Below are 21,320 nucleotides of genomic sequence, written 5' to 3'. Positions count from 1 at the left end.
ATTAAAATAGTTCGTTATAAAATTAAAAAAAAGTTAATAAAGAACAACTGGTAATTAACATTACTAGTTAGTCAGAAAGGGGGAATAAATTTGGTACACGCTTCGGCTCCAGTTTTGGATGTAAGACAGCTAAAGACCTCTTTTTTCTCTTCAGGTGGAGAAATACCTGCTGTGGATAAAATCAGCTTTTCAATAAATAAAGGGGAAATTCTTGGGATTGTAGGAGAGTCAGGCTGCGGCAAAAGTGTTACCTCGCTTTCGATCATGAAGCTCATTCCTCAGCCGCCAGGTAAAATTGTAGAGGGAGAGATCCTGTTGAATGGCGAAGATCTAGTTACAGCTTCAGAAAGAAGAATGAGAGAAATTAGAGGCAACGATGTAGCTATGATTTTTCAGGAGCCAATGACCTCTCTCAACCCGCTGTTTACCATTGGAAATCAAATGGTAGAGGCTCTTTCAATACATAAAAAGCTTAAAAAAAGTCAAGCTTCTCAACAGGCCATTGATATGCTTAAAATCGTAGGACTTCCAAGGGCTGAACAAATTATGAAGGAGTATCCTCATCAGCTGTCAGGGGGAATGAGACAGAGAGTCATGATAGGAATGGCGTTATCCTGTCACCCAAAGCTTTTAATTGCTGATGAGCCGACAACAGCTCTTGACGTAACAATTCAAGCTCAAATACTTTCGTTAATGAAAGACTTGAATGAACAGCTGGAGACAGCAATTATTATGATAACCCACGATTTGGGAGTGGTTGCGGAGATATGCCGAAGAGTCTTAGTTATGTATGCAGGTAAAATTGTAGAAGAGGCGCCTGTCAGGACTATTTTTAAAAACCCGAAACACCCTTATACTTTAGGCCTGTTAAAATCTATCCCTGATATAAGGGATAGAACAGAACGTTTATACTCCATTCCTGGAAATGTACCAAAGCCAGGATCTATCAAAACTGGATGCCGGTTTGCAGCACGTTGTGAATTTGCGTATGACCGCTGCCACCATGAAAGTCCCCGCTTATACCAACAAGAGAAAGGTCATCGAGTTCGCTGTTTTTTACATGAAACGGAGGAAATCGCAGATGCCTGAAATCCTGCTAAAAGTAGACAATCTTAAAAAGTATTTCCCCATATCCGGCGGGGTATTCGGGAAAAAGGTAGGAGACGTAAGAGCTGTGGAAGAAGTAAGCTTTTTCGTTAATAAAGGTGAAACCCTTGGACTCGTAGGGGAGTCCGGCTGCGGAAAATCGACTACTGGCAGAATGCTGATGCGGTTAATCGAACCTACAGCTGGAGAAGTTGTATTTGAAGGAAATAGCCTAACGAATTTGAACACTACCGAACTGCGTAAAGTCAGGAAAGATATGCAGATGGTTTTTCAAGACCCGTTCGCATCGTTAAACCCCCGACACACAGTGGAAAAAATTCTGGAAGAACCTTTAATTGTTCATGGAATGGGGAGAAAGAAAGAGAGAAAGCAAAAGGTAAAGGAAATGCTAGAGGTTGTTGGTTTAAGCAGCTATCATGCCAACCGCTACCCTCACCAATTCAGTGGAGGGCAAAGGCAGCGCATTGGCATTGCAAGGGCTTTGATGACACGGCCAAAGTTAATCATAGCTGATGAGCCAGTTTCCGCTCTTGACGTTTCGATACAATCTCAAGTATTAAATTTGCTAAAAGATTTGCAAAAAGATCTTCAATTAACCTATATATTCATCGCCCATGATCTTGGCGTTGTTAAATATATTAGTGACAGAGTAGGAGTTATGTACCTTGGCAGATTGGTAGAAATTACAGATACAGAAAAACTCTATGAGAACCCGCTTCACCCTTATACCAAAGCCTTGCTCTCAGCTGTACCAGTACCAGACCCTGATATTCAAAAAGAAAGGGTCCTTTTGGAGGGCGACATGCCAAGTCCTTCAAATCCGCCTAGAGGCTGCGCTTTTCATACAAGGTGTACGGAATGTATGGATATCTGCAGAACTACACGGCCTCAAATTAGAGAAGTTGAACCAGGTCATTTTGCGGCATGCCATTTATTTCAAGAATCAGAAAAGTAAATGGAGTGCTTGCATGGATGATAAATAGGAACAAGAAGCCAAGGGCTTCGGTACACAAAAAGAGGGGGAAAAATATGAAGAAGCGCAATGGGATTTTGTTTTTTGCTTTTATCCTGATTCTATCACTGGTGTTGGCAGGCTGTAACAAAGAGTCTAGCAGCACAGATAAAGAGCCAGATAAGGGCGGTACCGATTCATCTGAAAACTCAGCAGGAGGTACGATCGTTTTCGGACGAGGCGGTGACTCTGAATCTTTAGATCCAGCTACTACTACAGAAGGTGAATCCTTTAAAGTTACCAAAAATATTTTTGAGACTTTAACTGAATTTGGCGAGCAGGATACTGAAGTGCATCCCGGGCTCGCTGAAAAGTGGGAAAGTACAGATGATGGCTTAAAACATACTCTTTTCTTAAGAAAAGGTGTCAAGTTCCATGACGGAACTGACTTTAATGCCGACGCTGTCGTTTTCAATTTTGAGCGTTGGAAGGGCGGAAATAAAGAAAGTTTCTATTATTATAATTCTCAGTTTGCTGGTGTCCTTGAGGGAGTAAAAGCAATCGACGAGCATACGGTGGAGTTCACGCTGAGCCGCCCTTTAGCACCTTTCTTCAAGAATCTGGCAATGTCTCCATTTGGAATTGCCAGCCCGGCAGCAATCGAAAAGCACGGGGATAAATTTACGGAAAACCCTGTTGGGACAGGTCCGTTTAAATTTCAGGAATGGAAGCGAAATGACCGTATTACGATTGTGAAAAATGAAGAGTACTGGCAGGAAGGGTTACCGAAGCTTGATTCTGTTATTTTCCGGGTGATACCAGAAAACTCTGCCCGTGTTAATTCGTTGACAGCAGGTGAAGTCGATTTAATTGATGGAGTGAACTTTAGTGATGTTCCATCAATTGAAGGCAATGCTGATCTGCAAACATTTTTCCGGCCATCTATGAACGTTGCCTATGTTGGATTAACGAATACACGTGGACCATTGAAAGATAAAAAAGTACGTCAGGCATTAAATCATGCTGTCGATAAGCAGGCTCTTATTGATGCATTTTATGCAGGTGCAGCTGAAGCGGCTAAGAATCCGATGCCGAAAATGATTGCTGGTTACAATGATGATGTTGTTGACTATGAGTATAATCCTGAAAAGGCAAAGGAACTTTTAAAAGAAGCAGGTTTCGAGGATGGCTTTGAGATGGAACTGTGGGCAATGCCGGTTGCACGCCCTTACATGCCGGATGGCAGGAAGGTCGCGGAAGCCCTTCAGGCAAACTTTGAAGCAATTGGTGTTAAATCAAAAATCGTTTCTTATGAGTGGCCGACATACTTAGAAAAAACGAGAAATGGGGAAGCCGATGCATTCATGCTTGGCTGGACAGGGGATAACGGCGATGCTGATAATTTCCTATATGTTCTATTAGACCAAGATAGTATTGGCAGCAACAATTATTCTTATTATAAAAATCAAGAGGTACACGACCTGCTGATAAAGGCTCAGTCAAGCCCTGATCAGGCCGAACGCGAAAAGCTATATGGGGAAGCTCAATTGTTGATTAAGGAAGATGCTCCGTGGATCCCGCTTGTTCACTCTGAGCCAGCTTTAGCCGGTAAAAAGGGAATAACAGGATTTAAGCCTCATCCAACTGGTTCAGATAACCTAGCAACTGTTGAACTTAAATAATTGATGAGAGAAAAGGGAGTTCCATTAATGGCTCCCTTTTCCTTTATGAAGATAAAAAATCTTTATTCTTTCAGCTTCAGTCACGCTGGCCTTTAAAGAGTCTTTAGAAAAAGAGGTGAAATAGTGTGTTTGCATACACAATTAGAAGACTGCTGATGCTTATACCTGTCCTATTTGGACTATCATTGATCGTATTTTTTATGATTCGTGCTATTCCCGGTGACCCAGCCCAAGTCATTCTAGGGCAGCTGGCCACAAAAGAGGCTATCGCTGAATTAACGAAGCAGCTAGGTTTAGATCAGCCATGGTACACTCAGTACGCCAATTACGTTGGAGGGTTATTCTCAGGGGACCTCGGTGAGTCACTCCGGACAAAGTCACCAATAAGTGAAGAAATTTGGCCATACCTTGCAGCGACAATCGAACTGTCCTTTTGTGCAATGGTCATTGCTGTATTCATCGGTGTTAACGCAGGAATAATAAGTGCGTGGTTTCAAAATTCCTGGTTCGATTATGCTGCAATGGTGCTTGCGCTTGTTGGTGTCTCAATGCCGATTTTTTGGCTTGGTCTTATGGAACAATGGGTATTTGCTATCAATCTTGAGTGGCTCCCAACCTCAGGAAGGGAAGAAGTAAGGGATCCAGTTTCAGCTATTACACACATTTATACGCTTGATACGTTACTCCAGGGCAGACTAGATCAATTCTGGGATGTTATCCGCCACCTTGTAATGCCAAGTATTGCACTTGCTACTATTCCAATGGCTATAATCGCTAGGATCACTCGTTCGACCATGCTTGAGGTTATGAAGTCTGATTTTATCCGCACAGCCCGGGCAAAGGGTTTAAGGATGTTCTGGGTTGTTTACAAGCATTCTTTAAAGAATGCCGTCATTCCCATCCTAACGATCATTGGCCTCCAAACAGGGTTGCTGTTAGGAGGAGCGATTCTGACAGAAACGATCTTCAGCTGGCCAGGAATTGGCAGATACATATATGAAGCGATCGGATATAGGGACTATCCAGTGATTCAGTCAGGTATCTTAGTGGTTGCGTTTATTTTTGTCATGATTAACTTAACCGTTGATTTGATGTATGCTGCGGTTGACCCACGCATTAAATATCAATAGGAGAAGGGGAGAGATATGCAGATATCTACGGATAAAAAAACTCAGCCAGCCCTGGCGGCAAATGAAGAAAAAGCAATTTCCCCCAGGCTTGAAGCGTGGAGAAGCTTTAAAAAAAATAAACTAGCTTTAACGGGAGCCACTATTGTTTTATTTTTTATCATCGTTGCTATATGCGCACCCATTATTGCTCCAGAAGGAATTAATGACCAAAAGCTGCCGCAACGGCTTTTAGCCCCTTCTGCTGATCATTGGTTTGGAACAGATGATTTTGGCCGGGATATTTTTTCAAGAGTCGTCTATGGGGCGAGAATATCTTTATGGGTAGGCTTTTTGGCTGTGTTGGGTTCTATAGTTGTTGGCTGCTTATTAGGAATAATAGCAGGTTACTATGGAAAGTGGATCGACGCCTTAATATCTCGAATTTTTGATATTATGCTGGCTTTTCCAAGTATTTTGCTGGCCATTGCTATTGTTGCTGTATTGGGGCCCTCGTTAAAAAATGCTCTTATAGCTATTGCTATTATAAATATACCTAACTTTGGGCGGTTAATTCGATCAAGGGTACTAAGTGTTAAAGAAGAAGAGTATATTATGGCAGCTAAAGCGATTGGAATGAAGGATAGCAGGATTTTATTACAGCATATCTTGCCCAATAGTTTAGCTCCGATAATTGTACAAGGTACACTTGCGATTGCCACAGCTATTATTGAAGCAGCCGCCTTGGGCTTTCTTGGATTGGGTGCTGAAGCGCCCAATCCTGAATGGGGTAAGATGCTCTCAGATGCAAAGAACTTTATGATTCAGGCGCCATGGACAATGTTTTTCCCGGGGTTAGCCATTATGCTGACAGTTCTTGGCTTCAACCTGATGGGAGATGGACTAAGGGATGCACTTGATCCTCGTATGAAAAATTAGATGAATATCAAAAAAAGGGCAGCTAATCCATGATTAGCTGCCTTATTCTTCAGGTGTATCCGCAATTACCACTGCATTTTCTTCTCGATGATACGATTTAAAGCTATTGATCAAGGTATCCAAATGCTCAACTTGCTCGCCATAGGCCATAATGACTGATACAAGCTGCATCATATGGTAAAGCATCGGGGTGTCAGTGTCAGCAAGCTTTTTCTGCTGATCCAAAAATAAATCAAAAAGCTCACGTCTATTCAAACAAATCTCGCCCTCTTGATAGGAGATCTCTGATCTGATTTTCCCAATGAATCTTAATAGCAGCTGTTCATGATGATTGATGAGGCAATCAAGCTGATGCTGTATGGATTCCTGAAATTCAAGTGGCATTTGTGTAAGTTCATTATCATACCGATGAAGACTTTTAAGTGTTTCAAGTCCTGCTTTAGTCGAAGTAATCATCTGACGGTAAATAACAAGCTTTCTTGCTTTAACAATATCATTTCTTTTAAAGTAACTGCGCTCTTCCTTGTACATTAAATAAAGCTGATCGAGCTTGATGATTCTGTCCTTTAATTTCTCAATATCTATCTTCAAAAGCTGATGCTCTGAAGCATGCCGGCTGCTTAAGCGTATCCACCTTAAAATTTCTTCGGTTAAATGAGCATTCTTATTGTAAAGCTTGTTTTCGTACTTTGGGGGAAGAAAGACAAGGTTTACTAAAAAGGCAGATAGAACCCCAAGAATAACGGTTGAGAATCTGATAGCAGCAAACTGGATAAAGTCTTCTCCGGGAGATTCCATAATCGCCAGCAGGGTAACAAGTGATAAAGCAATTGTGTTCTCAAGCTTAAGCTTTATGTTCACCGTAATTACAATAATGGCTGCAAGCCCGACAATAATAAAGTTATTACCAAGGACCAGGACAAATACTACGGCGGTAAGAGCACCGATAATATTACCCTGGATTTGTTCAATGATGGATAAATAGGATCGGTAAATAGTTGGCTGCACGGCAAAAATAGCGGCAATTCCTGCAAAGACAGGGGCTGGAAGATCAAACATCCCAGCGAGAAACAATGCTAGTATGATAGCAATTCCCGTTTTAAAAATTCGGGCACCAAGTTTCATTTGTATGGTCCTTTCTTTGATTAAAATATAACTATGCCAGTCCTTGTATTATAAATACTTTAAACTTAACGTTATTAAACTAAACAATACTGTACTATACCGTGATTAGCCTCTAAGTTCAATAGACAATTATATGTATTCTGTTTAAAAAAGTAAAAAACGTCCGCATTTGATTGCGGACGTTTCCTAACACTGTCTTAATGCTGGCCCTATACCTGTGAAAAACGAACAGTTGTACTTTGTTTACTTATTCCGTAGAGACTGCAGGGTCAGCTTGCTCTTTAACCGGAACTACCTGGAAGAAATGATCCTGTGGCTTTTCGAGCAGCAGAGAAAGCTCATCAGCTTCAGACTTTTGTCCGTTCCTAGTTAGCATGCCAATATAGTTAGTTAACAACTCAACAACGTCTTTTAAACCACTTTCGGTTAAAGTATCAATAGAAACCTTAGCTCCTTTAGCGATTCTGCGTTGAATAGCCTCCCTTGTAAGTCCCATCTCTGGCTGATGACGTAAATACACAACTCCGCCAGTCATACCAGCACAAATCCACGGTCCTGGATCTCCAAGGACAAGTCCTCTGCCATTTGTCATATACTCAAAGGCAAAGCCTTTAATATTAGATTTTGAACCCATATTACCAAATTCCTTTTCAGGAAGAGGTTTTTTCAGAAGTCCTCCAATAATTAGGTCAGCACCAGATAAGCGGATTCCGGCACGAGCATCTGCATTCCCTTGGGCGACTAGCAGTCCTTTTTGTGCCCCGTAACCAAAGCCTTTTCCAACGGACCCGTTATAGAAGCTGCCGTCTTTACCTTTAGATTTAAAGATTAAGATATTGCCCCCAAATGATGTCTTTCCAACACCATCCTGGCCGCCGCCGTCTACTTCAATCGTGATGCCTTCACTATTATAAGCACCAAGCCCGTTGCCGAGGATTGATCCTTTATAGCGAAGTTCTACTGGTGGAAGCTGTTTATATGAGCCATCCAGGCGGCCGCGGACTCTGTGGCAGGATACCCTGCTTGCAAGTACGCGCTGCTCAGAGTTGATGCTTTGGAACTCGCGAGACTGGTGAAGCTCTTCATCCGCAGCATCTAGGTAATACTCTGCTCCAGCAGCTACAAGTAACTTTTGGGCTTCCTTCGTTTCAATCGGCTCAAGCTGAACTAATTGGCCAATCTCCAAAGGCTTCAGGAGGAAAGTTAAATCTAGTAATTCCTTGCCTTTTTCCTGCTCTAGCAAATCAGAGCGGCCGACTGCATCTTGCAGATTTTTTATACCGATAGAAGCTGCAAGTGCTTTTAGCTCGTTACCAAAAGCAGTATACAGATTCGTTAGTCCTTGAACAGCAGTATCAAGCTGTCTTGGAACGAATCGGCGCAGGCCATGCTCTTTTGCTTGCGCCTCGGAATCAATTTGTGTAGCGATACCAACATGGCAAGTATCAAGATGACAGCCGCGGCATGTTGTGCAGCCGATCGCAAGCATGGATAAGGTTCCAAACCCTACACGGTTGGCTCCTAAAAGCATAACTTTTAATACATCTAATGAACTCTTAATACCGCCATCTGCCCAAATTTCAACTGTATCCCTAAGGCCTGCTTCTAGGAGAGCGTTATGAGCAGCTTTAACTCCGATTTCAACAGGCAGTCCTACATGCTGTAGAGCGTGGATCCTAGCGGCACCTGTACCGCCATCAAAACCGCTTAGTGTAATGATGTCTGCACCCGCTTTGGCAATACCAACTGCTATTGTTCCAATGTTTGGTACAACCGGAACTTTTACGGCAACTCTTGCCTGGTCATTGGCTGTTTTTAACTCATGAATCATTTGTGCCAAATCTTCAATAGAATAAATATCATGGTTGTTAGAAGGTGAGATTAGGTCAGACCCAATTGTCGCGTTACGTGCCTCGGCAATTTTGGCAGTAACCTTTGATCCAGGCAAATGTCCACCCTCACCAGGCTTGGCTCCTTGACCAATTTTTATCTCTAAGAGATTAGAAGAATTAAGTAATTCTGCATTAACTCCGAAACGGCCTGAAGCTATCTGTTGGCCTCGAGTTCTTGGGTACTTTCCGAGCATATCCTTTATTTCTCCACCCTCACCGTTCATGCTGATCATGTTTAAACGTTCCGCACCTTCAGCATATGCCCTGAAGGCAACTTCATTTTGTGACCCAAAGGACATTGACGCAATCACGAAAGGAAGGCTATGTTCGCCTACACTCAAGTCGACATCTTCAGCAGATATAGGTGAAGATGAAGCCTTCAAAGCAGCTAAATGACGAATAGTAGTCGGGTTCTTTTCCTCCTGCTCGCTGATTTTTTCGCGATAGGCACTATAATCACCGGTAGATGCTACCTCGCCAATTGCTTTCCAAATCCTTGGGAATAGGTGGAAGGTTTTGCCGATTCTTTCTTTATCATTGTTATAATCAGTGACTCTTGAAGCAGCGTCTTCTTTCATAGCTGCAAAATTATATGCAAGCTCTTTTGAACCGAAGAAGTTAACTACATTCAGGTAGTCTGCAACTTCATCATTTAAACCTATCGAGGAGAACAGACGTCCATATCCTCTCAGCTCATGAATCCCAATAGTGGAAATAACCTTTTCTAAACCTTTTGTTAAGGCATTATACAAGTTAATAACCGGTTTGGTAGTATCGTTCATAACCGTCATGAACATATAGTAAGGACTGATTAAGTCGGCACCTAACCCGAAAGCAACAATGATGTCATGCAGGGATCTGATTGCTCCTGATCTAAGCAAGAGTGAACAATCTCTTCTTAGGTCAGCTTTGACAAGGGCCTGGTCAATAGCTGAAATAACAAGGTGCGGGTCCAGCCAGAGAGAATCCTCTGTGTGTGCTGGCGCATCATCCAGTATTAAAAGAGTTTTCCCGTCAGATACTGCAGCAACAGCTTGTGCAGATAGGCGCTCTAGGGCTGTTTCAATCGTTTCTTGACTATTGAAGACCGTCTCAATATACATTGCTAACTTTTCTTCCTGGTATAGATGAACAACCTGGTCAAAGCTTGGCTGTCCAAGTTCAGCTGAGCACTCAAAACCAGATTTGCCTTCGATTAATAATGGAGCGACTAGCTCAATAACTTTTCCTGCATCTGCTTTTTTGTATAAATTAGGGCGCTTTCCAACCACAGTCCGAACAGAGAAATGTTCTGTTTCTCGGTCACGGTCAATTGCCGGATTCGTTACAACTGCCACGCTTTCTTTAATAAAATCAGCAATATTCTTCCGGTCTGGGTTTAATGCTGCAAGCGGGGCATCATGTCCTAGCGAGCGGATAGGCTCAACACCTTTTTCAGCCATTTGCTCAACTAGCTGAACATGATCGCGTTCCCAGCCAAATGCCTTATACTGGCCATTATGAACTTTATCGGGATACTGCATGGTAATATTTTTTGTTAAGGCAGGAGGGATTAGGCGTTTGCGTGCTCCTTCAAGTGAAACACGTTTTGAAAAGCGCTTATACACTTCAGCTTGAAAGTCGTCCTGCTCAAATACTTCAAGTTTATCCCCATTCCACTTTAATCCTACCTTTTCCCCAGGAGCAAGTGGTTTTGGCTCGTTAACATATTCATGGGAAGGAATGATTCCTGGCTCTGAAGAGAATAGATAAGATGTTTCGGTTTCGATCATCCATACTGGACGCAGTCCTAGAGCATCTACACTAAATACGGCTTCGTCTCCGAAGCGTGAGATGATACCTGCAGGACCTTGGGCAAAGTGACCCCACGCCTCACGCATATACGTATATAAGTCTTGTAAGTGTTCAGGGTAGGACTTAATTTCATTTACGATAGGCGGGAACATTAAATCAAGTGCTTCAAATAAAGAGTAGCCGTCTCTGCAGATAAATGTTTCTATCGTTCGGCTTAAATCTTGAGAATCACTGCCTTCTTTTACGAGTGGGACACCGACCATTCTAGCTTCATCACGCAGCCTTGCAATCGTGTTTATTTCTCCGTTATGCCCTAGAACGCTGAAAGGCTGTACTCGGAAGAAGTTAGAAGCTGTGTTAGTAGAATAACGATTATGTCCAAGAGACATAGTAGATGCGACAATAGGATTCGCTAGGTCATGATAGTACTTAGGGAGAATGTCTCCGGCACCCATTACCTTATAAACTGCATGATACTGGCTTAATGAAGCCACATGAATCAGTTCATTTTCCTCTAATTCTATAATTATATTAAACAATGTATTTGATAACTCACTGCCAGACTGCTGAGCTAGTGCAGCAAACTGAAGGAACACTGGGTTTTCTTGAATAGCAATCGGTCCAAGGGCGCTAGATTCTGTAACAGCGTCTGAGCTGAAGATTACCTCAAGATTGTGCTTTTGCAGCTTTTCAGCAATTTCTGCCTTCGCAGCATCTGCATCTGCTTTTTTGCTAATAAAAACATGTCCGATTACAAAATTATCCTGATCAACAGCCGAGGAGTCTGTCCCAGCTTGTTCTAGTTTTTGCTTCCAGAGCGCTCGGGGAATATCAATGTGTATCCCAACGCCGTCGCCTTCACCATTAATAAAACCTGCACGATGATTCATGGTTACAAGGGCATTTATACAGTTGAAAATATTTTCTCGAGTTGGAATATTGTTTTTCTCCATACATGACACGATACCGCAAGCATCGTGTTCCTGGCGGTTAAATTCCTTAAAAAGAGATGGGCTCCATTTTTGGGTCATAGATTCGGCAATAATAGGGATCATCCCTTATGCCGGTTCACCTCCTAGATTATTTTATTCTGAATGATCTCCGATACTGAGGGGGCTGTAAAAAGCGGAATAAGAAACTGGCTGGCTTTTTGCAGAATTCTAACAAAGGATAATTTTACAGAATAGTATCACCATACTATCATAAGAATTTTCAGAAATCAATTATTTATGCAGAAAAGTGGATGGGAAATAGGACCAGAAACTGTATTTTTAGTGATTAAATCCAGTAATGTAAACGTTTTCAAAAATAATTAAACAAAACCGGAAGAATTTTTGTCTTCCGGCATGTATAGAAAAACGGATATTTATACACTCGCTATAGTGGAAAATGCATTCTCGACTGCATGAATAGTTGCTTCAATATCATCTTCTGTATGGGCAATTGTGACGAACCATGCCTCATATTTAGATGGGGCCAGATTTATCCCTTGTTCTAGCATTAGCTGGAAAAAGCGGGCAAACATTTCTCCATCTGTATTTTCTGCCTGCTCAAAGTTTTCAATTTTTTCTTTTGTAAAATAAATAGTAAGGGCGCCTTTTAAACGGTTAATAGTAATTGGGACGCTGTTGGCATTGGCAGCATTCAGGATGCCTTCTTCAAGCCTGGCGCCCAGTTGGTCAAGGTAATCGTAAACTCCTTTTTGCTTGAGAACCTCTAGACAAGCAATCCCTGACAAGATGGAGGCAGGATTTCCGGCCATTGTGCCTGCCTGGTAGGCAGGTCCAAGCGGTGCAACTTTTTCCATGATCTCAGCACGTCCGCCGTAAGCCCCAATGGGAAGTCCGCCGCCGATAATTTTGCCTAGAGCAGTCAGATCAGGCTTTACTCCTAGTAAATCCTGAGCTCCGCCATACATAAATCTAAAGGCTGTGATAACCTCATCGTAAATCACAAGTGCTCCAGCCTCATGAGTTAACTCATTAACAGCCTCAAGAAAGCCAGGTTTTGGTTCAACGATACCAAAGTTGCCTACAATCGGCTCTACAAGTACCGCTGCAATCTGGTCACCCCATTTTTGAATAGCTTCTTTATAACTTTCGACATCGTTAAACGGGACAGTAATAACTTCTTTGGCAATACTCTTTGGCACACCAGCTGAATCCGGTGTTCCGAGAGTGGAAGGTCCCGATCCAGCAGCAACTAAAACTAAATCAGAATGACCATGGTAACAGCCGGCAAACTTAATGATTTTATCTCGGCCTGTGTAAGCGCGAGCTACCCGGATTGTCGTCATAACTGCCTCGGTACCTGAATTTACAAACCTTACCTTATCCATTGCTGGCATGGCTTCTTTTAGCATTTTGGCAAATTTCACTTCATGGGCTGTTGGGGTTCCGTATAAAACACCTGACTCTGCAGCCTTTTTTATTGCGTTTGTGATATGCGGATGGGCATGTCCTGTGATAATTGGACCGTATGCTGCCAGGTAATCAATGAATTGGTTTCCGTCCACATCCCAGAAGTAAGCCCCGTTGGCCCTTTCCATAACGACAGGTGCCCCACCTCCTACAGCCTTGTAGGAACGAGACGGGCTGTTAACGCCACCGACTATATGCTCAAGCGCTTCCTTATGTAATAAATCAGAATTAGTTCGTTGCAAGATAAAAACCTCCTAAATAAACATCTTTACTAGTTTACCACGAATCTGCAAAAGTTAAGAAAGACTGCTTCCTAAAAGGTGAGGCTGAGTTTATTAATCTAAGCAGAAAAAAGCTGATTTTTTTTTGATTCTGATCACGCGTGCTTTTTCTTTGTACAAATAGGGGGCATTAGCTAAACTGTTTATTTAGGGTAATCGACAGGAGGAAATATTATGGGTGCCATTGAAGTTCGCGATTTGCGAAAAGAGTTTAAAGCTTATTCCAGCCGTTCGGGGCTGAAAGGGGCCTTCCGTGATCTCTTAACAAGAAATTACAAGGTTATCCCAGCCGTTAATGATATCAGCTTTTCTGTGAAACAAGGAGAAATGGTTGGGTATATTGGGGAAAATGGGGCTGGTAAGTCTACAACCATCAAAATGCTGACAGGTATACTGGAACCCACATCAGGATCAGTGACCGTTAATAACATGAACCCGCATAGGGAGAGAGAAAGGTTTGTCCAAACTATTGGAGTTGTGTTTGGACAGCGGTCTCAACTATGGTGGGACATAGCGGTCCAGGAGTCATTTAGGCTGCTGAAAAAGGTATATAAGGTTTCAGATGAGGATTATAACAATCACATGGAACTTGTGATTAAAACTCTCGATATAGGACCTTTACTGGATAAACCGGTTCGAAAGCTCTCACTTGGACAGAGGATGCGCTGTGAACTTGCGGCAGCCTTGATTCATAATCCTCCCTTACTTTTTCTTGATGAGCCGACGATTGGTCTCGATGTACTGGTCAAACTGAAAATAAGAGAGTTTCTAAAAGAAATTAACGAAAAGTATAATACAACCATATTGCTGACAACACATGATCTCACTGATATTGAAGCGCTTTGCGAAAGGGTTATCATGCTTGATGAAGGCCAGATCATTTATGACGGCGCTTTAAAAAGCTTGAAAGAAAAATGGGGGGAAGGAAAAGAGATTCAGTTTCAATTCTTGGAACCAGCAGAACTAAAAACGTTAGAAGAGGCAACGAGCGGCCTTCAGGTTAAATGGGAAGTTGACGAAAAAAAACAAGTGTTTACTGCTTTTACCGAGGATAATGAGGAAACTATATCACAGGTGATCGCTAAAACCGTTATGGCCTTTAGAATCAAAGATGTCAATATTGATGAGACTTCAACGGAAGAGATAATCCGTAACATTTACGAAAAAGGGATGGTCTAAGTAGAGACTTCGGGAGATGAACAGCTAAATGGATAAATATATAGAAATGATCAGGATCCGTTTTTTAATGATGCTTGCTTACCGAACCAATTATTACACAGGTATTCTCATATACAGTATTAATATTGGTGCTTATTACTTCTTGTGGAATGCAATTTATGGAGATAAGCAGGAAATTGAAGGGTTAAGCGTTCTGCAAATGACAACTTATGTCGCGGTGGCTTGGATGGCTAGAGCTTTTTATTTTAATAATATCGACCGAGAGATGGCAGATGAGATTAAAGAAGGGAAAGTTGCTGTTGAGCTAATCCGCCCTTATAGCTATCTAGGGATGAAAACCATGCAGGGCCTTGGAGAGGGACTGTTTCGCCTTTTGTTCTTTTCTGTTCCTGGAATGGTAATAGTTTGGCTCATTTTTCCGATTGCGTTTTCAGCAGAGCCGGCAGTGTGGCTTTTATTTCTGGTTTCAATCACTTTGAGCTTTTTTATTAATACTCAAATCAATTTACTTACAGGAATTACTACATTTTTCTTATTTAATAATACGGGACTGATTCGGGCTAAACGGGTAGTGATTGACTTATTCTCCGGGCTGCTGCTGCCAATAAGTTTCTTCCCTGTATGGGCTCAAAGCATTATGGGGTATTTGCCCTTCCAAGGAATCAGTTATATCCCAAGCATGATTTTCACGAATGGTTTTACTAGAGTCGAGGCTATTGAAGCACTTCTGTTCCAGGCGGTTTGGGTGCTCATATTATTTTTGCCAATTCATCTTTTGTGGACTTTAGCTAAAAAACAGTTAATTATTCAAGGAGGGTGACTGACGGATGTTCTATTTTTCCATGTTCTTTCAATATGTCGCCCAATATATGAAAACTCGGTTGGAATATCGGGCTGATTTGTTGGTGGAAATTTTTTCTGATTTACTGTTTCAGGCAGTCAACCTAATTTTTATAATCGTTGTTTTTGGGCATACACAATTCTTAGGCGGATGGAGCCGAGAGGAAATCATTTTTATTTATGGGTTTTTTCTCGTACCTTATGCTTTGTTTTCAGCATTTTTTAATATATGGGATTTTAATGAACGATATATCGTCAAGGGTGAATTGGACCGTATTTTAACAAGGCCTATTCATAGTTTATTCCAAATCATTTTGGAACGAATGGAACTAGAATCCCTTTTTGGGGTTTTTACAGGAGTGGGCGTTATGTTTTATGCCGGCAGCAAGCTTGGCCTGACGGTTAGCTGGTATGATCCTTTCGTGTTCGTTCTCTTTGTCGTCGGAGGAGTTCTCGTTTACGGCGGAATATTTATTTTGCTTGCCTGTATAAGTTTCTGGGCTGATGCCCGCACATCGATTATGCCGATGATGTATAATATCGGTAATTATGGCAGATACCCTGTTGATATTTATAATCCGGTTATTCGTTTCATCCTGACCTGGATCCTGCCTTTTGCATTCGTAGGTGTTTATCCTTCTGCGTACTTCTTGGGTAGAGAAGAGTGGTACAGCTATGCATTCTTAACACCGTTGATTGGCGTGGTTTTCTTTATTTTATCAATATTCACCTGGAATGAGGGTGTCAAAAAATATAGGGGAGCAGGAAATTAAGCCGGCAGCCAGGCCTTCATTTGTCTGGCTTTTTTATTTGGCTTTTTAGTCAAATACCGCTGTCCCCACTGTTTTGGCTTTTCTCTAATAACACTTTGATGCTTGTCTGCATAATATCCTTTTCCTTTGCGTATAAATCTAGTGATCGCATTAGCGGAAGGTGGAGGGGAATATGCTTTTTTACTTTGTAATGGGGATTATTTTTCTTAGTATAGGCATGAGTATCCGAACCTTATTTATTCCAAATAAAATTAAAGGGAAGCAGTTATCCCTTGAAAACTTTATGGTATTAGCCTCCATTTATGCAACGGTCATGATCGGGTTTGGCCTAATTTATTTTTTATTGGAGATAAAAGGATTTGATGTGCTATTCGGAGGAAGTTTTGAAAGCAACCCCGTCTTATCTCATATGGAAACAAGCATGTACTTTAGTGCAATCACTCTGTTTTCAGTAGGATATGGAGATATTGCGCCTATCGGGATCGGCAGAATTATCGCAGTTTTAGAGGCGTTAATTGGTTATACCATCCCTGCTGCATTCGTCGCCCGGGCTGTATTTGATATGGAAAAGAAGCAGTAAGTTCTAGTATGCTAATTGTCTTTACCTCTAATTTTAGTTAGTCTTAGAGAAACAGCTTAATTGGAGGGATAAAATGGAGTTGAAAACAGGAACGCTGGCGCCAGAATTTTCATTGCCAGCCAGTAACGGACTGACGGTAAGCTTATCGGAGCTTCGCGGGAAAAACATTGTGCTGTATTTTTACCCGAAAGATATGACGCCTGGCTGCACGACACAGGCATGCGACTTTAAAAATTATCATCAAGATTTCTCTAACACTGATACAGTCATTTTAGGAATCAGTCCTGATCCTATTGGCAAGCACGAGAAATTCATTGAAAAATATGGCCTCCCATTTTTGCTCTTGACTGATGAGGATCATCAGGCTGCAGAGGCATATGGTACATGGAAGCTTAAGAAAAACTTTGGGAAAGAATATATGGGCATTGAAAGGTCAACATTTATTATTGATAAAAATGGGTATTTGGCTAAGGAATGGCGCAAAGTTAAAGTTAAAGGACATGTAGAGGAAGCGTTGGCATATATTAAGGAAAATTTGCAATAATAGCCTATTTTCCTCAGTAAAGGCTATTGTCCAATTCATTTATTGTACAAATGAATATGATTTAGTAGGGCATACCTCCTCAGTCAGTTTAGCGGGCCAAACAAAGGCTCGCTTTTTTTTGAATTCTCTGCTGTATATTTGCAGTGAAAAAAAGCATTAGGTAACTGTAACTATTTGTTTAGTTCATTAAACTATTTATAATAGTAATAAATATAAAATCATAAGGAGTGCTTAATATGAAGGCAGTATCCTCCATCTTACCGGATAAACAAATTATTGACGGAGTTAAAAGTGCTTTTCCAGCGATAGAGTTCGAGTTTTTTAAAGGTATAAGTGAAGCAATACCTTCATTAAAGGAGGCTGAAATATTCATCACATTTGGAGAAGACTTGACTGATGAAATTATTTTAGAATGTAAAAAGTTGAGGTGGATTATGGTCATGTCTGCTGGCCTTGAAAGAATGCCGCTCAACCTCTGTGAGGATCGAGGAATTCTAGTAACAAATGCAAGGGGAATACATAAGGTTCCAATGGCTGAATTCACTCTGGGGATTATGCTTCATCATGTAAAACAAATGGGTACTCTTCTAAGCCAGCAACAAGACCAAAATTGGAACAGAAAGATACCGATGGGAGAATTATATGGGAAAACATTGCTCATTCTAGGAGTAGGTGCAATTGGAGGAGAGATCGCCCGGCTCGGAAAAGCACTTCAAATGAAAACAATTGGTGTCAATAGACATGGCGGTAAGGTTGATTCCTCCGATTTAGTGGTTACTTTAGAAGATTTTGAAGAGGCATTGCCCGAGGCGGATTTTATAGTTTCAGTTCTGCCGAGTACTGCTGAAACCCGATATTTGCTAACTGAAGACCATTTTCAACGAATGAAAAAGACGGCTGCTTTTATCAATATTGGGAGAGGGGATGTAGTAGCGGAAGAGGTTTTAATTTCTGCTATGGAAAGGTCGGAGATAGCTCACGCCTATTTAGATGTGTTCATAAATGAACCACTGCCTTCCGATCACAAGTTTTGGACAATGAGCAATATTACTGTCACTCCGCATATATCAAGCATTACGAAGAATTATTTGCCACGTTCATTTGAAATTTTTCATCATAATCTACATACATATATTAATAATCAATCCAACTTTATTAATAAAATTGAGCCTGGAAGGGGGTATTAAAGATGAAAATTTATACAAAGACTGGTGATAAGGGGAGCACGTCACTAATTTACGGAGAAAGAGTTCCTAAAAATGATCTAAGAGTTGATGCATATGGAACATGTGATGAGGCAAATTCTATGATTGGTTTGGCTCTTAGCTATTTAAAAAATGAGTTTTTTTCTGAAAAGGATGAGCTTGAAAGAGTATTCCATAAGATCCAGACCACATTGTTCCATGTCGGTGCAGAACTTGCTACACCTAAAGGGAAGGAAGTTAAATGGACTCTTGAGGAAAATGTAATTGAAGAACTAGAAAGTGTAATAGACCGCTGGGATGCAGAACTTCAGCAGCTTAGTAATTTTATTTTGCCTGGAGGTCACCCATCGGGAGCGGCATTTCATGTCGCCAGGACCGTAACTAGACGTGCAGAACGGCTGGCTGTTTCCTTGGAAGATAATGTGAATCCGCTAGTTCTTTCGTATCTAAATCGACTTTCTGACATTTTATTTGTGGCTGCGCGGTATGTTAATTACCATCTTGGTTCAAACGAACAAACACTTCATGAAAGATTTTGACTTTAACATCTAATTTGTTTTATTGACAAAATTAGTATAAAGTTAGTACACTATTTATAAACATTACAATTTAATAATATTTATGAAAAGAGGTGCATGCCTGTGGAACAAACTCAATTAAAAGAAGCTTTAGAAGCATTGAAGGAAACGGGAGTGCGTATTACCCCGCAGCGTCATGCGATACTTGAATATTTGATAAACTCAATGTCACATCCTACTGCTGATGATATATATAAATCATTAGAAGGGAAGTTTCCTAATATGAGTGTGGCGACAGTTTACAATAATTTACGGGTGTTTCGTGAGGTTGGCCTAGTTAAGGAGCTGACTTACGGTGATTCGTCTAGTCGTTTCGATTTTATTACTACACATCACTACCACGTTATTTGCGATAGCTGTGGGAAGATAGTCGATTTTCATTACCCGGGACTTGATGAAGTAGAACATCTTGCTTCTCATGTTACCGGCTTTAAGGTCGGTAACCACCGTATGGAGATATACGGAACCTGTCCTGATTGTTCGACTAAGGAAACACACTAATATAGATGCCGGCTGATGGTTTGCAGCCGGCATGTTTTTTTGCGGAAAATTATAAAAAATGAACTGAATTATGGATAAAAACGCAGTATCTTAGTGATGAAATAAAAAATAACTCGGTGTTTAGCCGAGTTATTTCGTTTTACGGTTGTATTTTTCATCAAATTCTTTACCTTCTAAATCCATGTCAAGCGTTAATGGCTGATTGCAATACATACACATGTCAACCCGGCCAAGGACTTTAGTGTGCCTCCCACAATTGGGACATGTAACTTGAACCGTTTTTGTTGAAAGCATCCCGATCCAGAAATAAACTACTGTGCTGGCGACGATACAAAGAAGGCCTAGTATCATAAAGATTGTCATTAACAGGGGCTGATTTCTAAAGAAAATCCCTATATACATAACAATAAATCCAATAAAAATTAAGCTTAAGGCAAAGGTACGAATCTTATTTATTTTACTTGAATATTTAGCCAAATTTATTCCCTCCTGATTTTTAAACTATACCATAATATTTGTGGTGAAATAAATAAGAGATCACGGATAAATGTCGAAATTTGCTTCCCTTTAGAAGGAAGTACTATATAGATGTCGAATATATAAATGCTAACTGAAAAATGGAGGAATTATTTATGGAGGATATCCTTCGTCCTATATACCAAGAACGGGCAAGCCATCCTAATACTATTGGTGTATTGATGATTGATAAAAAGCAAAAAGCAATAGAAACAACGGATACATTTGATGTGATCTTATTAATCATTGTTAAAGAATCGGATCAGCCTGTCTTCATTAAACACTATACGTATAACAATAAGAAGGCAGCTATGCACATTGTAAAGGAACAGCAACTGAAAGATTGGCTCCTGCTAGGAAATAACAAAAAAATTCTCAGTTGGCTTTACAATGGGAAGATCATATTTGATCGGAATGATTATATTACGAATCTTAAGCTCGAATTGCGTGAATTTCCGTTCTATGGCCGTAAAATTAAGATGGGTATCGAATTTTCAAGATTAATACGGAGATATTCAGATGGCAAGGCCTTATTTGATAACTTTCATTATCTTGATGCATACAATCATGTTGTACATTCACTTCACCACCTTGCCAGGCTGGCTGTAATCGAAAGCGGGTTTCATCCGGAGGTAACAGTTTGGAATCAGGTCAAACAAATAGAACCGGAAATATATAAGTTATATGAAGAACTAGTAAGCAGTGAAGAAAACCTAAAAAAGAGGCTCGAACTTTTGTTTCTTGCAAGTGAGTTTCTGATCCATTCACGCATTCAGATAGGATCTGCCCATTTTTTAGAAAACCTTCAGACAAAAGAGTTTTGGTCTATTGCCGAAATGCTGGAACACCCTGAGTTAAGTTATTACTCAATAGACCTTGGGATCCTTCTTGAGTATTTGGTCGAAAAGAAAATCATTCATGTAATAACCAAGGAAGCGAAGGGGCAGGGGATTTACCATCGTTATTACGCGGCTGAATAAAATTATCTTAAAAAAGTAAAATAGGTATTGACCTTTTTAAAAATACTTGGTATATTAATATCCGTCGCTGCGGAAGTTAATTAAATTGTTTTTGTAGCGATCGGATATAAGTTAAAAAAAGTGTTGACTTAGAAAACACTGCATGGTATATTAATAAAGTCGCTTCTGAGCGGCACGCTAATTAAATTGCTCTTTGAAAACTAAACAAACAAGCGTCAACAAACAATATTTATAGTGACTTCAATTATGAAGATCACTAGCCAACGTTTTAAATTATGAGCTAAACTCATACTCTTTTTTGGAGAGTTTGATCCTGGCTCAGGACG

Annotated in this window: 18 protein-coding genes; 14 read left to right on the top strand and 4 right to left on the bottom strand. The window is 40.8% G+C overall.

Annotated features, from left to right (window positions below; translation table 11 throughout):
- The first annotated feature begins 90 nt into the window (after positions 1 to 90).
- From HRJ06_RS09855 to HRJ06_RS09835, 5 genes are all read left to right on the top strand, one after another.
- Entirely contained in the window at positions 91 to 1,089 is a 999-nt protein-coding gene (locus HRJ06_RS09855) for an ABC transporter ATP-binding protein (RefSeq protein ID WP_174732548.1), read from the top strand.
- Complete coding sequence (locus HRJ06_RS09850; protein WP_174732546.1) at positions 1,082 to 2,062, top strand: ABC transporter ATP-binding protein; 981 nt, start codon at positions 1,082 to 1,084, stop codon at positions 2,060 to 2,062. Before HRJ06_RS09855 ends, HRJ06_RS09850 begins: the two co-directional genes overlap by 8 nt.
- A 74-nt stretch (positions 2,063 to 2,136) precedes the next feature.
- Entirely contained in the window at positions 2,137 to 3,741 is a 1,605-nt protein-coding gene (locus tag HRJ06_RS09845) for an ABC transporter substrate-binding protein (RefSeq protein ID WP_174732544.1), read from the top strand.
- Positions 3,742 to 3,866: 125 nt separating this feature from the next.
- Complete coding sequence (locus HRJ06_RS09840) at positions 3,867 to 4,871, top strand: ABC transporter permease subunit (protein ID WP_174732542.1); 1,005 nt, start codon at positions 3,867 to 3,869, stop codon at positions 4,869 to 4,871.
- Between the two features lie 15 nt (positions 4,872 to 4,886).
- On the top strand, positions 4,887 to 5,786 hold the full coding sequence (locus HRJ06_RS09835; protein WP_174732540.1) for an ABC transporter permease: 900 nt from the start codon (positions 4,887 to 4,889) through the stop codon (positions 5,784 to 5,786).
- A gap of 42 nt (positions 5,787 to 5,828) precedes the next feature.
- Here the strand turns inward: HRJ06_RS09835 and HRJ06_RS09830 are convergent, their stop codons facing one another.
- The 3 genes from HRJ06_RS09830 to HRJ06_RS09820 form a co-directional block, all read right to left on the bottom strand.
- The gene (locus tag HRJ06_RS09830; protein WP_174732538.1) at positions 5,829 to 6,911 is read right to left on the bottom strand and encodes an FUSC family protein; all 1,083 of its coding nucleotides are present in this window, start codon (positions 6,909 to 6,911) and stop codon (positions 5,829 to 5,831) included.
- Positions 6,912 to 7,158: 247 nt separating this feature from the next.
- The gene (locus tag HRJ06_RS09825; RefSeq protein WP_174732863.1) at positions 7,159 to 11,628 is read right to left on the bottom strand and encodes a glutamate synthase-related protein; all 4,470 of its coding nucleotides are present in this window, start codon (positions 11,626 to 11,628) and stop codon (positions 7,159 to 7,161) included.
- A gap of 335 nt (positions 11,629 to 11,963) precedes the next feature.
- The gene (locus tag HRJ06_RS09820; protein ID WP_174732536.1) at positions 11,964 to 13,259 is read right to left on the bottom strand and encodes a glutamate-1-semialdehyde 2,1-aminomutase; all 1,296 of its coding nucleotides are present in this window, start codon (positions 13,257 to 13,259) and stop codon (positions 11,964 to 11,966) included.
- A gap of 213 nt (positions 13,260 to 13,472) precedes the next feature.
- On the opposite strand from HRJ06_RS09820, the gene HRJ06_RS09815 reads away from it, so the two are divergent.
- From HRJ06_RS09815 to perR, 8 genes are all read left to right on the top strand, one after another.
- Positions 13,473 to 14,477, top strand: a complete 1,005-nt coding sequence (locus HRJ06_RS09815) for an ABC transporter ATP-binding protein (RefSeq protein WP_174732534.1) — start codon at positions 13,473 to 13,475, stop codon at positions 14,475 to 14,477.
- A gap of 28 nt (positions 14,478 to 14,505) precedes the next feature.
- A complete protein-coding gene (locus HRJ06_RS09810; protein WP_174732532.1) occupies positions 14,506 to 15,297 on the top strand; it encodes an ABC transporter permease in 792 nt (263 codons plus the stop codon).
- Positions 15,298 to 15,304: 7 nt separating this feature from the next.
- A complete protein-coding gene (locus HRJ06_RS09805; RefSeq protein ID WP_174732530.1) occupies positions 15,305 to 16,090 on the top strand; it encodes an ABC transporter permease in 786 nt (261 codons plus the stop codon).
- Between the two features lie 172 nt (positions 16,091 to 16,262).
- On the top strand, positions 16,263 to 16,670 hold the full coding sequence (locus tag HRJ06_RS09800) for a potassium channel family protein (RefSeq protein WP_174732528.1): 408 nt from the start codon (positions 16,263 to 16,265) through the stop codon (positions 16,668 to 16,670).
- 73 nt (positions 16,671 to 16,743) lie between these two features.
- On the top strand, positions 16,744 to 17,214 hold the full coding sequence (bcp, locus tag HRJ06_RS09795; protein ID WP_174732525.1) for a thioredoxin-dependent thiol peroxidase: 471 nt from the start codon (positions 16,744 to 16,746) through the stop codon (positions 17,212 to 17,214).
- A 236-nt stretch (positions 17,215 to 17,450) separates the two neighbouring features.
- Entirely contained in the window at positions 17,451 to 18,401 is a 951-nt protein-coding gene (locus HRJ06_RS09790; RefSeq protein ID WP_174732523.1) for a D-2-hydroxyacid dehydrogenase, read from the top strand.
- A 2-nt stretch (positions 18,402 to 18,403) separates the two neighbouring features.
- A complete protein-coding gene (locus tag HRJ06_RS09785) occupies positions 18,404 to 18,958 on the top strand; it encodes a cob(I)yrinic acid a,c-diamide adenosyltransferase (RefSeq protein WP_174732521.1) in 555 nt (184 codons plus the stop codon).
- A gap of 96 nt (positions 18,959 to 19,054) precedes the next feature.
- Entirely contained in the window at positions 19,055 to 19,498 is a 444-nt protein-coding gene (gene perR / locus HRJ06_RS09780; RefSeq protein WP_197969913.1) for a peroxide-responsive transcriptional repressor PerR, read from the top strand.
- Positions 19,499 to 19,627: 129 nt separating this feature from the next.
- Here the strand turns inward: perR and HRJ06_RS09775 are convergent, their stop codons facing one another.
- Positions 19,628 to 19,975: a YgzB family protein gene (locus HRJ06_RS09775; protein WP_174732517.1), complete on the bottom strand. Its 348-nt coding sequence runs from the start codon at positions 19,973 to 19,975 to the stop codon at positions 19,628 to 19,630.
- A 155-nt stretch (positions 19,976 to 20,130) separates the two neighbouring features.
- Between HRJ06_RS09775 and HRJ06_RS09770 the strand changes: the two genes are divergently transcribed.
- A complete protein-coding gene (locus HRJ06_RS09770) occupies positions 20,131 to 20,994 on the top strand; it encodes a nucleotidyltransferase-like protein (RefSeq protein WP_174732515.1) in 864 nt (287 codons plus the stop codon).
- Positions 20,995 to 21,320 lie beyond the last annotated feature (326 nt).

This window comes from Mesobacillus harenae (assembly GCF_013343715.1).
GTDB classification, from domain to species: domain Bacteria; phylum Bacillota; class Bacilli; order Bacillales; family Cytobacillaceae; genus Mesobacillus_A; species Mesobacillus_A harenae.
This window is presented reverse-complemented; position numbering and strand designations above follow the sequence as displayed.

Bases quoted from the DNA above. Each gene is read 5' to 3' on its own strand.
- HRJ06_RS09850 (WP_174732546.1), top strand. From the start codon at position 1,082: ATGCCTGAAATCCTGCTAAAAGTAGACAATCTTAAAAAGTATTTCCCC.
- HRJ06_RS09845 (WP_174732544.1), top strand. From the start codon at position 2,137: ATGAAGAAGCGCAATGGGATTTTGTTTTTTGCTTTTATCCTGATTCTA.
- HRJ06_RS09835 (WP_174732540.1), top strand. From the start codon at position 4,887: ATGCAGATATCTACGGATAAAAAAACTCAGCCAGCCCTGGCGGCAAAT.
- HRJ06_RS09830 (WP_174732538.1), bottom strand. From the start codon at position 6,911: ATGAAACTTGGTGCCCGAATTTTTAAAACGGGAATTGCTATCATACTA.
- HRJ06_RS09825 (WP_174732863.1), bottom strand. From the start codon at position 11,628: ATGACCCAAAAATGGAGCCCATCTCTTTTTAAGGAATTTAACCGCCAG.
- HRJ06_RS09815 (WP_174732534.1), top strand. From the start codon at position 13,473: ATGGGTGCCATTGAAGTTCGCGATTTGCGAAAAGAGTTTAAAGCTTAT.
- HRJ06_RS09810 (WP_174732532.1), top strand. From the start codon at position 14,506: ATGGATAAATATATAGAAATGATCAGGATCCGTTTTTTAATGATGCTT.
- HRJ06_RS09805 (WP_174732530.1), top strand. From the start codon at position 15,305: ATGTTCTATTTTTCCATGTTCTTTCAATATGTCGCCCAATATATGAAA.
- HRJ06_RS09800 (WP_174732528.1), top strand. From the start codon at position 16,263: ATGCTTTTTTACTTTGTAATGGGGATTATTTTTCTTAGTATAGGCATG.
- bcp (WP_174732525.1), top strand. From the start codon at position 16,744: ATGGAGTTGAAAACAGGAACGCTGGCGCCAGAATTTTCATTGCCAGCC.
- HRJ06_RS09790 (WP_174732523.1), top strand. From the start codon at position 17,451: ATGAAGGCAGTATCCTCCATCTTACCGGATAAACAAATTATTGACGGA.
- HRJ06_RS09785 (WP_174732521.1), top strand. From the start codon at position 18,404: ATGAAAATTTATACAAAGACTGGTGATAAGGGGAGCACGTCACTAATT.
- perR (WP_197969913.1), top strand. From the start codon at position 19,055: ATGCCTGTGGAACAAACTCAATTAAAAGAAGCTTTAGAAGCATTGAAG.
- HRJ06_RS09770 (WP_174732515.1), top strand. From the start codon at position 20,131: ATGGAGGATATCCTTCGTCCTATATACCAAGAACGGGCAAGCCATCCT.